The sequence below is a fragment of the Microbacterium sp. H6 genome, assembly GCF_003314775.1.
GTDB classification, from domain to species: domain Bacteria; phylum Actinomycetota; class Actinomycetes; order Actinomycetales; family Microbacteriaceae; genus Microbacterium; species Microbacterium oxydans.
The window spans coordinates 24,416-37,786 of sequence record NZ_QOAY01000103.1 but is presented as its reverse complement, the minus strand read 5'-3'; the positions used below and the strand labels follow the sequence as shown (position 1 = coordinate 37,786).

The 13,371-nt window shown below is 68.2% G+C and carries 17 protein-coding genes; 5 read left to right on the top strand and 12 right to left on the bottom strand.

The window, feature by feature from the left end; translation table 11 throughout:
• On the top strand, positions 1 to 415 hold a 415-nt coding region (locus DSP71_RS07215), incomplete at its 5' end, for a YafY family protein (RefSeq protein WP_113680743.1).
• A 71-nt stretch (positions 416 to 486) separates the two neighbouring features.
• Here the strand turns inward: DSP71_RS07215 and rplI are convergent.
• From rplI to rpsF, 4 genes are all read right to left on the bottom strand, one after another.
• Positions 487 to 939, bottom strand: coding sequence for a 50S ribosomal protein L9 (rplI, locus tag DSP71_RS07210; protein ID WP_045262454.1), 453 nt, complete (start codon positions 937 to 939; stop codon positions 487 to 489).
• An 11-nt stretch (positions 940 to 950) separates the two neighbouring features.
• Complete coding sequence (gene rpsR, locus DSP71_RS07205; protein WP_017829850.1) at positions 951 to 1,205, bottom strand: 30S ribosomal protein S18; 255 nt, start codon at positions 1,203 to 1,205, stop codon at positions 951 to 953.
• A 77-nt stretch (positions 1,206 to 1,282) separates the two neighbouring features.
• On the bottom strand, positions 1,283 to 1,795 hold the full coding sequence (locus DSP71_RS07200; protein ID WP_045262453.1) for a single-stranded DNA-binding protein: 513 nt from the start codon (positions 1,793 to 1,795) through the stop codon (positions 1,283 to 1,285).
• Positions 1,796 to 1,800: 5 nt separating this feature from the next.
• Positions 1,801 to 2,169, bottom strand: coding sequence for a 30S ribosomal protein S6 (gene rpsF / locus DSP71_RS07195; protein ID WP_021201450.1), 369 nt, complete (start codon positions 2,167 to 2,169; stop codon positions 1,801 to 1,803).
• Positions 2,170 to 2,424: 255 nt separating this feature from the next.
• Between rpsF and DSP71_RS07190 the strand changes: the two genes are divergently transcribed.
• Positions 2,425 to 3,129, top strand: coding sequence for a hypothetical protein (locus DSP71_RS07190; protein WP_227751218.1), 705 nt, complete (start codon positions 2,425 to 2,427; stop codon positions 3,127 to 3,129).
• Positions 3,130 to 3,274: 145 nt separating this feature from the next.
• Here the strand turns inward: DSP71_RS07190 and DSP71_RS07185 are convergent, their stop codons facing one another.
• Genes DSP71_RS07185 through DSP71_RS07165 form a run of 5 tightly spaced genes read right to left on the bottom strand, consistent with a single transcriptional unit; the run spans position 3,275 to position 8,489 of the window.
• Positions 3,275 to 4,114: an ABC transporter ATP-binding protein gene (locus DSP71_RS07185; protein WP_113680742.1), complete on the bottom strand. Its 840-nt coding sequence runs from the start codon at positions 4,112 to 4,114 to the stop codon at positions 3,275 to 3,277.
• Positions 4,107 to 4,928 (bottom strand): ABC transporter ATP-binding protein, encoded by an 822-nt coding sequence (locus tag DSP71_RS07180; RefSeq protein WP_046748523.1) that lies wholly within the window; start codon positions 4,926 to 4,928, stop codon positions 4,107 to 4,109. Before DSP71_RS07180 ends, DSP71_RS07185 begins: the two co-directional genes overlap by 8 nt.
• Positions 4,925 to 5,836 (bottom strand): ABC transporter permease, encoded by a 912-nt coding sequence (locus tag DSP71_RS07175; protein WP_017203805.1) that lies wholly within the window; start codon positions 5,834 to 5,836, stop codon positions 4,925 to 4,927. Before DSP71_RS07175 ends, DSP71_RS07180 begins: the two co-directional genes overlap by 4 nt.
• Positions 5,833 to 6,894, bottom strand: coding sequence for an ABC transporter permease (locus tag DSP71_RS07170; RefSeq protein ID WP_058631931.1), 1,062 nt, complete (start codon positions 6,892 to 6,894; stop codon positions 5,833 to 5,835). Before DSP71_RS07170 ends, DSP71_RS07175 begins: the two co-directional genes overlap by 4 nt.
• Before the next feature lie 11 nt (positions 6,895 to 6,905).
• Positions 6,906 to 8,489: an ABC transporter substrate-binding protein gene (locus tag DSP71_RS07165; RefSeq protein WP_046748521.1), complete on the bottom strand. Its 1,584-nt coding sequence runs from the start codon at positions 8,487 to 8,489 to the stop codon at positions 6,906 to 6,908.
• A 150-nt stretch (positions 8,490 to 8,639) separates the two neighbouring features.
• Between DSP71_RS07165 and DSP71_RS07160 the strand changes: the two genes are divergently transcribed.
• Positions 8,640 to 9,230: an Lrp/AsnC family transcriptional regulator gene (locus tag DSP71_RS07160; RefSeq protein ID WP_257022274.1), complete on the top strand. Its 591-nt coding sequence runs from the start codon at positions 8,640 to 8,642 to the stop codon at positions 9,228 to 9,230.
• Positions 9,231 to 9,255: 25 nt separating this feature from the next.
• Here the strand turns inward: DSP71_RS07160 and DSP71_RS07155 are convergent, their stop codons facing one another.
• Genes DSP71_RS07155 through DSP71_RS07145 form a run of 3 tightly spaced genes read right to left on the bottom strand, consistent with a single transcriptional unit; the run spans position 9,256 to position 11,251 of the window.
• Positions 9,256 to 9,612 carry a hypothetical protein gene (locus DSP71_RS07155; protein ID WP_258546311.1) on the bottom strand — a complete coding sequence of 119 codons (357 nt, stop codon included), beginning with the start codon at positions 9,610 to 9,612 and terminating at the stop codon, positions 9,256 to 9,258.
• Between the two features lie 23 nt (positions 9,613 to 9,635).
• Positions 9,636 to 10,241, bottom strand: a complete 606-nt coding sequence (locus DSP71_RS07150; RefSeq protein WP_113680739.1) for a GNAT family N-acetyltransferase — start codon at positions 10,239 to 10,241, stop codon at positions 9,636 to 9,638.
• Positions 10,238 to 11,251: a hypothetical protein gene (locus tag DSP71_RS07145; protein ID WP_113680738.1), complete on the bottom strand. Its 1,014-nt coding sequence runs from the start codon at positions 11,249 to 11,251 to the stop codon at positions 10,238 to 10,240. Before DSP71_RS07145 ends, DSP71_RS07150 begins: the two co-directional genes overlap by 4 nt.
• An 83-nt stretch (positions 11,252 to 11,334) precedes the next feature.
• On the opposite strand from DSP71_RS07145, the gene DSP71_RS07140 reads away from it, so the two are divergent.
• Positions 11,335 to 12,303 carry a hypothetical protein gene (locus DSP71_RS07140; protein ID WP_113680737.1) on the top strand — a complete coding sequence of 323 codons (969 nt, stop codon included), beginning with the start codon at positions 11,335 to 11,337 and terminating at the stop codon, positions 12,301 to 12,303.
• 10 nt (positions 12,304 to 12,313) lie between these two features.
• On the top strand, positions 12,314 to 13,371 hold a 1,058-nt coding region (locus DSP71_RS07135; RefSeq protein ID WP_113680736.1), incomplete at its 3' end, for a hypothetical protein.

Below are 13,371 nucleotides of genomic sequence, written 5' to 3'. Positions count from 1 at the left end.
CGGCGATCTGGCCGCAGCCGCCGTGAGCAAGATCATCGACGTCCTCGACCCGCGCACCCGCGCCGGTGCGGACGAGCTCGCCCGCCGCGTCTGGGTCGACGCACCCCCGTCGCCGTCGCGCGCGGTCCGGTCGGCGCTGGAGGAGGCTATGTCGGAGCAGCGCGTCGTGCGCATCCGCTACACCTCGGGAGACGGCGTCGCGACCACCCGAGACGTCGAACCCGTGTTGTTCGCCTCCACAGGTGGGCAGTGGTACCTGGTCGGCTGGTGTCGACTGCGCGATGCCATCCGGTGGTTCGCCGTCTCGCGCGTCGAACGAGCCAGCGTGACAGCGGCGGCCTGCACCGGCCACACCGTCGACGAGGTCGGAGATCCCCCGGCGAACGCCAGACCCGTGCACGGCCGCGACCTCTGAGGCGACGTTCCCTCATCCGAGGATGCAGAAAGCCCCCCGTCCCGAAGAACAGGGGGCTTTGCCGCGTGTGCTTACTTGGCGGCGATGACCTGCAGCGTGATGACTGCGGTGACATCGTCGTGCAGACGCACGGTCGCCTCGTGCTCACCGGTCACCTTGATGGGCGACGGGATGTGCACCTTGCGCTTGTCGATCGAACCCAGGCCCGCGGCTGCGACAGCATCCGCGACGTGGTCGGTCTTGACGGAGCCGAAGAGACGACCCTCCTTGCCGGCCTTGACCGTGAGGCGCACCTTGGTGCCCTCGAGAGCGTTCTTCAGTGCGACAGCGTCGTCACGATCGTGGATCGCGCGTGCCTGACGCGCGGCCTGGATCGAAGCGACCTGCTTTTCGCCACCGCGGGTCCACGCCGTAGCGAAGCCCTGCGGGATGAGGAAGTTACGGGCGTACCCGTTCTTGACCTCGACCACGTCACCGGCGCTACCGAGCCCGGCGACCTCGTTCGTGAGAATCAGCTTTGCCATCTCGATACCCCTTACCGGCCGGCGCCAGCGTAGGGCAGGAGCGCCATTTCGCGCGCGTTCTTGATCGCCGTGGCGATCAGACGCTGCTCCTGCACCGAGACACCGGTGATACGACGGGCGCGGATCTTGCCGCGCTCCGAGACGAACTTGCGGAGGGTGGCGACATCCTTGTAATCGATGACACCGACCCGGATGGACTTCGCGGGAGCGGTGGGCTTGCCACCCTTCCGCGGCTTGCGGCGGTCGCCGCTCGACTTTCCAGCCATAGTTTTTCCTTAGTGATGAGCGGCCCTTCGACGAGCTCAGGGACCCAGGGGTCCAGCTCAGGGCCAGAGAAGTGTTTTCAGAACGGGGTGTCGTCGCCGAAGCTGCCCGGAGTGCTCCAGGCATCGGCACTGGTCGACGAGCCGGGCGTGGACCACGGCTCCTCCGACACCTGCTGCTGCGCGGGGCGAGACTGTCCACCGCCACCGCCGCCGGCACCGCCGGTCGAGGCCGCACGGGTGACCTGCGCGGTCGCGTACCGCAGCGAGGGGCCGATCTCGTCGACCTCCAGCTCGATCGCGGTGCGCTGGTTGCCCTCGCGGTCCTGGTAGGAGCGCTGACGCAGACGGCCCTGCGCGATGACGCGCATGCCCTTCGTCAGCGAACCTGCCACGTGCTCGGCGAACTCGCGCCAGACGGATGCACGGAGGAACAGCGCGTCGCCGTCCTTCCACTCATTCGCGGCACGGTCGAAGTTCCGAGGCGTCGATGCGATGGTGAAGTTCGCCACCGGCAGCCCGTTCTGCGTGTAGCGCAGCTCGGGGTCGGCCGTGAGGTTTCCCACCACGGTGATGACGGTTTCGCCGGCCATGAGACTTAGGCCTTCGCAGCCTTGGCGGCCTTGCGGGCAGCCTTCTCTTCGGAGCGCTTGGCCTCGGAAGCGATCATCGCCTGAGCCTCTTCAGCGCGGAGAACCTTGGTGCGCATGATCTGCTCGTTCAGCTTCAGCTGACGGTCGAGCTCCTGCGTGGCGGCGCTGGTCGCGGTGAAGTTGACGACGGCGTAGATGCCCTCGGTCTTCTTCTGGATCTCGTAGGCGAGACGGCGCTTGCCCCAGATGTCGACGTTCTCGATAGAGCCACCATCGTTGGTGATGACCTTCAGGAACTTGTCGAGCGTAGGTGCGACCTGGCGCTCGTCGATCTCGGGGGTCAGAATGACCATGAGTTCGTACTGGTGCGTCACTTACCCACCTCCTTCGGACTAGAACGGCTCTCGGGAATTTCCCGGGAGCAGGAGGGTGTGTGCACGTGCCCGCCTCTGGAATCCCGAATGGACGCCGCAAGGCAGACAACCTCGACAGTCTAGCGGAAGAGCGGTGCGGGCGCGAACAAGACCCCGACACAGCGGTCGGTGGTGACGGGAACTCCTGGGGTGTTTGGCATGCTGGAAAGAGTGCCCGATGACGGTCATCGGGCGTTCGACCAGAGGGGGGACGCGATGCGCGTCAACAAATGGGGGGTCGGCGTCGTGCTCGCCGCCGCCGTGCTGCTCACCGGATGCACCGGAAGCGGATCGGACTCGACCGCCGAGAAGAAGCCCAGTGCCGGAGCCTCGCAGGAGGCGGAAGCACCGCAGGCGGACTGCCCCGAGTTGAAGGAGGGCACGACCATCGACGGTGCCACCCTCGCGGAGTGCGTCACGGCCGCCATGACCGACACCGCCGGCTTCTCCGCGAAGATGACGACCCTGGGCATGGAGTCGACCACGCGCTACAACCCGGCCGACGACGCGGTCGAGACCACCACCACGTTCGGGTCGGTCATCGTGATCGGCGATGACGCGTGGGTCAAGTCCGCGACGGGCGAGTGGCAGGTCGCCGACGAGAACTCGACCGACCAGGAGATCAGCACGCTCAGCACGGCCGCGAAGGCCGTCGACGCGTCCGACCCGATGGGCGTGGCCGACACGCTGTCCGGCGAGTACACCGTCACCGGTAAAGGCACGCGTCTGGGCCAGGACGTGTTCCTCCTCACCGGCACCTCGGAGGCGCAGGGCACCAGCGTCGCGATGGTCTTCGAGGTCACGAGCGATTACGCGGTGCTCGCCGCCAACGCCTCCACCGAGGTCGAGGGCCAGAAGATCGAGAGCATCCAGGAAGTCACCGAGTGGGACGTGAAGCAGGACATCGTCGCACCACTCTGACATCCGCGCGCTCTGCTTCCGCAGGAGCTGCATCCGCAGGGCCGCAGGCGAAAACGGAGACGATCCCTTCTCAGCGCGGAGTGTCGCACCTCGACACTCCGCCCAAGGGAGGGGTCGTCTCCGTTTTCGCAGGAGGCACCGCGGGTCAGTACGCGACCGGGGGAACCTCCACCCACACGGTGCGGTCGTCGACCGTGGGGGCGGCGGGGATGCGCCCGGCGCCGTCGGGCTCGGGGATCGCCGCCAGGAGCGCCTGCGTATAAGGATGCCTCGGCGCGGCCCAGAGCTGATCCGTCGGACCCGACTCGAGCACGCGACCGCCGAACATCACGAACGTGCGGTCGGCGATGCGGCGCACCACGGCGAGGTCGTGCGAGATGAACAGCATGCCCGCGCCGGACTCGGCCACCAGGTCGCGCATCAGGCCGGCGACACTCGTCTGGGTCGACGCGTCGAGCGCCGAGATCGGCTCATCGGCCACGAGCAGCGAAGGCCGAGCCGCCAGCGCCCTCGCGATCGCGATGCGCTGCTTCTGCCCGCCCGAGAACTGGTGCGGGAAGCGGGTGCTCACATTCGTCGGCAGCCCGACGCGCTCGAGCCACTCCTCGACCGTGGACCCTTCGGCACCCCGCGCCTTGGCGGTGGCGATCCCGTCGGCGATCTGGTCACCGACCCGGCGCCGGGGGTTCAGCGAGGTCGCCGGGTCCTGGAACACCATCTGGATGCCGGTGAGCGCGAGCCCCCGCCGCCGGATGCCGAGCGGGGCGACCGGAGCATCCCGGAAGAGCACGGTCCCCGCGGCGATCTTCTCGATGCCGACCACGGCACGGGCGAGGCTGGACTTGCCGCTGCCGGACTCACCGACGAGGGCGACGGTCTCCCCCGCAGCCACACGGATCGACACGCCGTTCACGGCGATCACCGGCGGGTTGCCCGGGTAGCGCACGACCACGTCCTGCGCGTCGAGGACTGCGACCTCACTCATCTGCGGCCTGCCCTTCCGGTGCCTCATCGATGCGCGAACCCGGGAGGGCCGCGAGCAGCATGCGCGTGTACTCGTGCTGCGGATCGCGGAACAGGGTCTCGCGATCGGCGAGCTCCACGATCCGGCCGTCCTTCATCACGGCCACCGTGTCGGCGATCGCGCTCATCACGCCGAGGTCGTGCGTCACGAGGAGCACTGCCAGGTTCCGCTCCACGGCGAGGTCTCGCAGCAGCTGGAGGATCCCCGCCTGCACGGTCACGTCGAGCGCGGTGGTGGGCTCATCCGCCAGCAGCACCTCGGGGTCACAGGCGAGGGCGCAGGCGATCGCGATGCGCTGACGCTGGCCGCCGGAGAACTGGTGCGGATACCGTTTCAGCGCCTCCGTCGGATTGGGCACCTGCACGGTCTCGAGCAGTTCGACGGCGCGTGCCCGCGCCGCAGCACCCTTGAGCCCGAGGTGCACGCGCATGTGGTCGGTGAGTTGACGACCGACGGGCAGCTGCGGGTGCAGCGACGCCGACGGATCCTGAAACACCATGGCGATCCGCTTACCACGCACCGTGTTGAGGGAGCGGCGCTTCAGGCCCACCAGCTCCTCCCCCGCGAGCAGGATCGATCCCCCGACGCGCGCCTGACGCGGCAGCAGCCCGAGCACGGCGAGCGAGGTGAGGGTCTTGCCGGAACCGGACTCCCCGGCGAGGCCGTGGATGCGGCCGGCCTCGAGCTCGAGCGAGACGCCCTTCACGAGCGGGCGCCCGATGTCGATGGTCAGGTCACGGATGCTGAGGGACGAGTTTCCCTGCGCCGAGGTCATGCGGCCACTCCCGTCGCCGACGCCTTGTGCTCCGCCGCCTTCTCGTGCGTGATCTCGGCGGTCGGGTCGAGCACGTCGCGCATCGCATCTCCGAGGAAGTTGAACGCCAGCACCACCGTGAGGATCGCGAGGCCGGGGAAGACTCCGAGCCACCAGGCGTCGAAGTTCTGCATCGCTCCGGAGATCATCGACCCCCACTCGGCCGTCGGCGGTTGGGCGCCGAGGCCCAGGAAGGAGAGTCCCGAGAGGAGCAGGATCGCCGCACCGATGTCGAGCGTCGCGAGCACGAGAACCGGACCGGCGATGTTCGGGAGGATGTCGACGAACAGCGTGCGAGCCGGCGAGTGGCCGAGCAGGCGACCGGCGATCACGTAGTTCTGCCCGCGCAGGCCCAGCACGATGCTGCGGGTGACGCGGGAGTACTGCGGCCACGACACCACGATCGCCGCGATCACGGCGTTGAACAGCGACGGCCCGAGGGAGGCGGCCACCACCATCGCGAGGATCACGGTCGGGAACGCCATGAACAGATCGGTGATGCGCATGAGGGTCTCGTCGACCCAGCCGCCGAAGTATCCGGCGAGCGCACCGATGAGCGTGCCGATGATCATGGCCGCGATCACGAGCATGAGCGCGAGCGGCAGGCTCACGGTCGCACCGGTCATCAGACGCGAGAAGATGTCGCGGCCGTTGCCGTCGGTGCCGAGAAGCGTGTCGATGCCCGGCGCCTGCAGTCGAGGGAGCACCTGCGCGTTCGGCGGGTACGGCACCCACCACTGCGCGGTGAAGGCGACGATGATCCACGCACCGGCGATCACGGTGCCGATGATGCCGAGCGGGGTGCGCCAGGCACGCGGCCAGCGGAAACGGAAGCGTCCGGCAGGGGTCGCTGCAGCGATGCGGCTCATGCGATCCTCACTCTCGGGTCGAGCACGCCGTAGAGCAGGTCGACGATGAAGTTGATGAGGAGGTAGATGACGCCGACCACGAGACCGACGCCCATGATGCCGGGCAGGTCGAGGTTCGCGGCGGAGTTGTAGGCGTAGGTTCCCAGGCCCGGCCACGCGAAGACCGACTCGACGAGCACCGTGCCGGAGAGCAGGGCACCGAATGCGACGCCGACAACCGTGAGGATCGGCAGCGAGGCTCCGCGCAGCACATAGTCGAGGATGACGCGCATGGCCGGGAGTCCCTTGGCGCGGGCGGCTCGCACGTAGTCGCTGCCGAGCACCTCGAGCACCGAGGTGCGGATGAAGCGGGTCAGCAGGCCGATGGTCACGAGCGAGAGCACCATGACCGGGAGGGCGAGGTGCGCAAGGGCATCGAAGAAGCCGACCGCGTCGCCGTTCAAGAGGTAGTCGACGGTGTAGAGCCCGGTCACGCGCGGGGGTGGCGTGATCGACGGCGAGATGCGGCCGGAGCCCGGCGCGATGCGCAGCTCGAGGAAGAACACATAGAAGCTGACCAGTGCCAGCCAGAAGGTCGGCACGCTCAGGCCGACGAGCGTCACGACGCGGATGACCTGGTCGGTGACGAGTCCGCGGCGGTAGGCCGCAAGCGTGCCGAGCACGATGCTGACCGCGAGGCTGACGATGATCGCCCCGATCGCGATCTCGATCGTCGCGGGAACGGCGGTGGCGAGGTCGCTGGTGACCGGGCGTCCGGTCACCAGCGACGTGCCGAGGTCCCCGCGAAGCAGGTTCCCCATGTAGATGAAGTACTGCACGAACAGTGGCTGGTCGAGTCCGTTCGCCTTGATGAACGCCTCGCGCGTCGCGGGGTTCTGCGACGCGCCCTCACCGAGCGCTGCCGAGACCGGGTCTCCCGGCACCAGGTTGGTGAGCGCGAAGGTGACGATCGTCACGCCCACCAGCAGGAGCAGGGAGGTGCCGGCCCGCCGCAGCAGGTACCCGACGAGAGGCGAGCGGCGCCGCTGCGCCTGCCTCTGCACGGCCACTGTCGTCATGAGTCGTCCGATCAGCCGGCGGGCGTGATCTCGGCGATGTCCATCTCCCACACGGAGTTGTACACGGCGCCCTTCACGCTGTCGGCAGACGAGATGTTGCGACCGGGGACGATGAGCGGGACGAAGGGACCCTCGGCCTGCATCGCCTCGGCGAACGCGGTGAACGCGGACGTGCGCTGCTCGGAGTCGGTCGCTGCGGCAGCACCGGCGGCGATGCCCGCGATCTCCGGGTTGGCCTCGGCCGCCCAGCCGGCACGGAGGCCGACCTTCAGACCCGGAGCGAAGGGCAGGAAGTTCGCCGAGTCGGCGTAGTCCGGCCCCCAGAACCACAGGCCGAAGCCCTCGGTGCCGTTGACGTAGGCGTCGAGCTCGGTCGCGAACGGCGCGGGGGCGAGGTCGACCGTGATGCCGGCGTCTTCGAGCTGGGCCTGCACGCGCTCGGCGAGGGGGGTGAACTCCACGCCGCCGACCGGGTAGTCGTTCGGGAACTGCAGCTTGAGCGTCTGCCCCGTGTATCCGGCCTCGGCGAGTGCGGCCTTGGCCTTGGTGAGGTCCTGCTTCACACCGCTGTCGAGCGCGCCCTCGAACCCGGGAGGGATGACGCCGGTCGCCTGGACGGAGCCGGCACCTGCCAGCTCCAGCAGTGCGTCGTAGTCGAGTGCGTAGCGGATCGCCTCGGCGATCTTGACGTTCGCCAGGTCGCCGCCGGCGGCACCCTGGTTCAGCAGCAGGAAGATGGTCTGACCGGAAGGAACGGAGTCGACGGTGATGTCGTCGCCGAGACCGGCGACCTGGTCGCCGTTCAGGTCCATCGCGACCATCGAGTCGCCGCCCTTGAGGTTGGCGAGCTGCGTCGCGCTCTCGGAGACGTTGCGCACGACGACGCGCTTGTAGTCCGTCGCCTCGTCGCCGTTGTACTCGTCGTTCTTGGTGAGCACGACCTGCGAGCTGAGGTCGAGGGTGTCGAGCACGAACGGTCCGGAGCCGGCGGATGCGCCGTCGAGGAACTTCTGCGCCGAGTCGGTGCCGTCGGTCGCGCCGCCGTTCTCGATCACGACATCGGAGTTGACGATGCCGAGTGCCGGGTTCGCGAGGATCGCGGGCAGCTGCAGCAGCGGGGTCTCGGACGTGAACTGGATCGTCTTGTCGTCGACCTCGGTGATGGTCAGGCCGCCGAGGAGGAAGTTGGGCTTGGCGTCTTCCATGCCCTGGATGCGCTGCAGCGAGAACACGACGTCCTTCGCCTCGATGGGCGAGCCGTCGGAGAAGACGCGGTCACCTTCGAGGGTGAAGGTGAACTCGGTCGCCTCGTCGTTCTGCTCCCACGACGCGAGGCCCGGAACCGGGGTGGAGACGTCGGAGCCCTCGAAGTCGACGAGGGTCTCGTAGAGCGCCTTGGCGATCATGTTGCCGGTCGGGTCGTAGGTGTGACCCGGGTCGGTGGTCTCGATCGAGAACGCGGTGTCGATGACGAGGGAGTCGGAGCTCCCGGAAGACCCGCCGTTGTTCGCCGAGTTCCCTCCCGAGCAACCTGCGAGCGCGAGGAGCGCGACGGCTCCGAGCGCGATGACCGGCGTGATACGGCGTGACGACATGAGGGCCTCCAAGGGCGAGGAGTACATTCGGGTGAGCCGCCACCGATGTGGACGACCGTGGATCAGATTCGCATCATATGCGACGATGTGTCCAGCAAGAGCGGGTCACCTCGGCACGCTCTGTCCAGAACCTCGATTGTGGGTAACAATATGTCCAGCAAGAATGCGGAAGAGTCGAAGCATTCTGGACGAAGTGCCGCGCCCTTGGACGAGACGGCGTACAGAATCCTCGAAGTGCTCCGTGATAACGGTCGTGTCTCGATCGCCGCCCTCGCCGACAAGGTCGGCATCTCTCGCGCGAACGCCTACACCCGCGTCGAGTCGCTCGTGCACGACGGGGTGATCACCGGCTTCAGTGCCCGCGTGGATCAGGCGAAGGCCGGGCTGTCGATCGGGGCGCTCGTGTTCGTCACGGTGATGCCGCAGGCGTGGGCGTCGTTCCGCGAACGCGTGACGGAGATGCCGGACGTCGAATGGTGCGCCATCACGACGGGCGAGCACGATGCGATGCTCCTCATCCGGGCCGTCGATGTCAGCGGCGTGCACGAGTTCTCCACCGGGGTGATCGCCCAGCTGCCCGAGGTGCGTACGGTGGTCAGCGTCGTCGTGCTCGACGAGGTGATCCGCCGCCCCTACCTGCTGCCGGGCGACCTTCCGGAACGGAGCAGCGTCACCGCACCGCTCGGGATGACACGGTGGACGCCGGCTTCCCCTGGTCGCGACGCACTACCGCCGCGCTGAGCTTCGTATCGGTCGCCGGATCTCCTCAGGCGGAGAGCTCCTCGCACACGCTGAGCTGCGGGAGTCCGTGCATCTCATAGTGCTCCACGAGACGGATGCCACCGCCGTCTGTCAGTTCCAGTTCACTCTCGCCGTCGCCAGTCACGACCGTGCCGTCGCTCTTGAGCACATGGACGAACGACACCCAGATCGTGTCGCCGGTGCGGGTGCCGACGAACTTGCCGAAGGTGACCGTGTCACCCTCGTACCCGCCCCAGATCGCACCGTCGCGCTCGAAGTACTCGAAGATGCTCGGGGATTCGGGATCGACCGCAGAGGTCGTGGACGACACCATCCGGAATCGGCGGCCGTCGAGGGATGGGAGGGTTGCAGTCGCAGTCACATCCTCGATTATGGAGGATGCCGTCAGTCGTCGGCCGCCGCGGAGCGCCCGCGCCACTCGTGCTCGAGCAGCGCGTAGACGAGCAGTGTGGTCCATTCGCCCTTGAACCACTCGCTCTCCACCAGCCGTGCCTCGCGGCGGAATCCGAGCCTTTCGGCCACTCGCGCGGATGAGAGGTTGCGCTCGTCCATCCGCGCGACGATACGGTGCAGGCCGAGCCCGTCGAAGCCGAGGGCGAGCAGGGCGCTGACTGCTTCGGTCGCGTAGCCGCGCCCCGCAGCGCGCGGGTCGAAGATGTACCCGACCTCGCCGGCTCGGTCGGCCTCGCTGCGCCAGAACAGCACGACGTCTCCGATGAGCGATCCTGTGTCACGCTCCTCGACCGCGAGACACACGGCATCGCCCTCGGCCGCGAATCGCGTGTTCGCCCAAATGGTGGCGATGCGCTCCTCGACGTCGGCGAACTGCAGCGGCGGGTAGGGCACGTAGCGCACGGCGTCCGGATCCGACTTGTACGCGTGCATCGCGACCGCATCCCCGGGTGTGATCGGGCGGAGGATCAAGCGCTCGGTGACGATCGGGTACCCGGGGTCGTTCCCCACCAGCGGCACGGTCGATCCGGTCGTCATTCGAGGTCCAAGGAGAGTAGACCGGGCACCTGGGCGGTCCTGGCACGCACCACGAACAGCAGGTCGTCGTACTCCGGCACCATCTCCACGCGAGAGGACGCCAGCAGGTGGGTGGTGGTGCCGCCGCCCGTTCGCTGCAGTCGGAGCCTTCTCACCGGATAGGCGGGCGGAGTGAGCCAGACGCGCTCGAGTTGCGCGTACGGGGTGTCGACGTGGTCGATCCGGATGCCCTGGACACCGACCGAGACCTGTGTGGGGATCGAACGCACCACACGTCGGCGCTGCAGCGCTGCGATGCCGAACCCGACGGCGGCGAGCGCGGCGAACGGCGCGAGCAGGATGAGGGCGGAGAGCTCGCCGTCGAGGAATCCGGGAACGGCGGCGAGCAGGCCCACACCGACCGCGACCACGAGGAAGACGACCGCGGCGATCGTGATCCGCGTAGCGAGGCGCCGCTCACCGGTGCCGTCGACGGTGAACTGCGTCGGCAGCTGCGAAACCGCCCGCGCCGCAGCGACCGGATCGTCGAAGACGGGCAACGCGATCGGATTCAGTGTCGCCATGAGCTCGTTGAACATCGTCCGCGAGTACCCCGGCAGCTCGATCGTGATCTCACGGCCGCCCGTCTGCACGATCAGGGCGCGCGTCGTACCGCTCGGGAGTCCGTTGGTCCGATGCTCGGTGATCTTGGAACGGAACTGCGTCGACGCGCGCGCGAACGTCTCGCGGCTGCCGGCTTTCCCGATCTCGACCGCATCGGGGCGCACGACGATCCGGATGTTGCGGAACCAGAAGAACCCGGCGAACACCGCGACCGTCAGGGCGATCGCCACCACGAGCACCACCACGCCACGGGTGGAGATGCTCATGGTGCCCGGCAGGAACTTCGGCAGCACGAAGAGCGTCGCCGCCGACAGTGCAGCGGAGAGCAGGATCGCCCCGACGGCTGAGCGCAGCGGGTCCCGGCGGAACACCCGTTCACCAGACACCGCTTCAACCTGATTCAGCATTTCGAACCCTCCCCCACGGCGGTCACCCCGCCTGGCGCGACTCCTACCGTAGTGGGCAGCAGTACGCCAGGTAGCGTGGTGGCATGGAGTGGATAGCCGATCCCTCGGCGGGGTCATGGCTGCGTGAGCGGCTCGATGCGGGTTACGCGACCATGCACGGCGTGGTGCCTCGCGGGTATCCGGCATATGCGCGCATCTTCCATCCCGCCATCGTCAGATCGCTGCCCGGACGAGCGGTTCCGACGGCCGAAGAGCTGGTGCGCACGCCCGAGTCGGAGCAGCACGCTCTCATGGCCGAATTCGTCGATGAGCAGATCTCGTGGGCTGAGACGGCAGCGGCGTTCGGCACGATCCTGCATCCGCTCGCGCAGTGGCAGCGGCTGGTGCGCACCCCGCCCGACAGCGACTGGCGCACGAGGATGGCCCCCGACGGTCGCGAGTTCACCGCCCCGATGGAGGGCGAGCTGGAACCCGCGCACCTGGCAGCCATCGCCGCGCACCTCGCGGACCACACGCAGACCCCCGACTCCGGTTTCGCCGCGCTGTGGGAAGGACGAGGGGGACTGCTCGGCTTCTTCGGCATCACCCCGTCTCGGTCGTTCCTGACCTTCACGGACGACCCGAACCACCAGGCGATGCTCGATCGCAGCGCACGCGACCCGTTCAACAACGTCTTCCGCAGACCCACCTGGCAGGAGGGCATCCTGTCGAGGGAGATCTCCGAAGGTCCGCGGTTCGAGCTGCCCGGTCGCGATCACGTGCTGTTCTCCGCGCCTCCGCGCGCTTTCGCCGACCCCGAGTGGGTGCTGCACGTGCCGTGGCGTGATCGCCCTGCCGAGGAGCACGGGTTCCCGCCCTCGGCGCAGAGCCCGAGCCTGCTGTGGCCGGAGGACCGCTCCTGGGTCATGGTCAGCGAGGTCGACTTCGACTCCACGATCGTGGCCGGCTCCCCCGCACTGGTCGAGGCGCTCTGCGCAGACGAGCGGCTGGAAGCCCTCCCCATCCCGGAAGGCGCCGACCTCACCTGGGGCGCCGACACGGTGAACAGCTGAGCGCCCGCCGATGAGCTTCGACGCCCGCCCCCTCACCGACCCCGTCGATCCCGCGAAGGTGCGTGCCTTCGCGGCCGAGCTCCGTTCCCGACCCACCGGGGGACCTTCGGCCTCCACGATCATCGGGATCGTCGCCATCGCGATCGCCGCGGTCGTCCTGATCCCGACCCTCGTCGGCGTGGTGCTGAGCCTGGCGTCGTTCGGCGAGTCTCCCGCCGCCGCGGCGATCCCCCTCGTGCTGATCGCGCTGCTCCTGGCCGCGGTCGGGGTGATGATCTGGATGAGCGTCCGCAACGCGCGGGTGCGGCGGTACCGGCTGCACGGCTTCGCCGAGGCGAACGGCATGACCTATGAGCCGAAGGTCGCCGACCCGCCACTGCCCGGCATGATCTTCCACCTGGGGCGCGCACGGCAGGCGACTGATCTGATCAGGAGCGCCAGGCCGCGATTCGTCGAGTTCGGCAACTACCAGTACACGGTGCAGTCGGGGAAGAACTCCACGACCTATCGCTGGGGGTACGTGGCCGTGAAGCTCGATGTGCCGCTGCCCAACATCGTGCTCGACGCCAAGGGCAACAACGGATTCGGATCGAATCTGCCAGCGTCGTTCCAAAAGAGCCAACGGCTGTCGCTCGAAGGCGACTTCGACGAGCACTTCACGCTCTACTGCCCCCGCGGATACGAACGCGATGCGCTGTACCTGTTCACGCCCGACATCATGGCGCGGTTCATCGACAACGCCGCAGAGCTCGACGTGGAGATCGTCGACGACTGGCTGTTCCTGTACACGCAGCGCAAGGTCGCGACCCTCGACCCCGCCACCTGGGCCTGGTTGTTCGGCACCGTCGGAGCACTGCTGACGAAGTTCGATCAGTGGGCGCGGTGGCGCGACGAACGCCTCGCGGCCGAGACAGCGGCCACGGCGCTGCCGTCGACGCCCGCACTCCCGTTCGCCCCGCCTGCGGGCATGCTCACCCCACCACCGGGCGTCGCACCGCAGGGCCGTCGCCTGAAGCGGGGAGGGACGTGGATACCCTTCATCGTCCTGGTCGCGATCGTCGGGTTCTG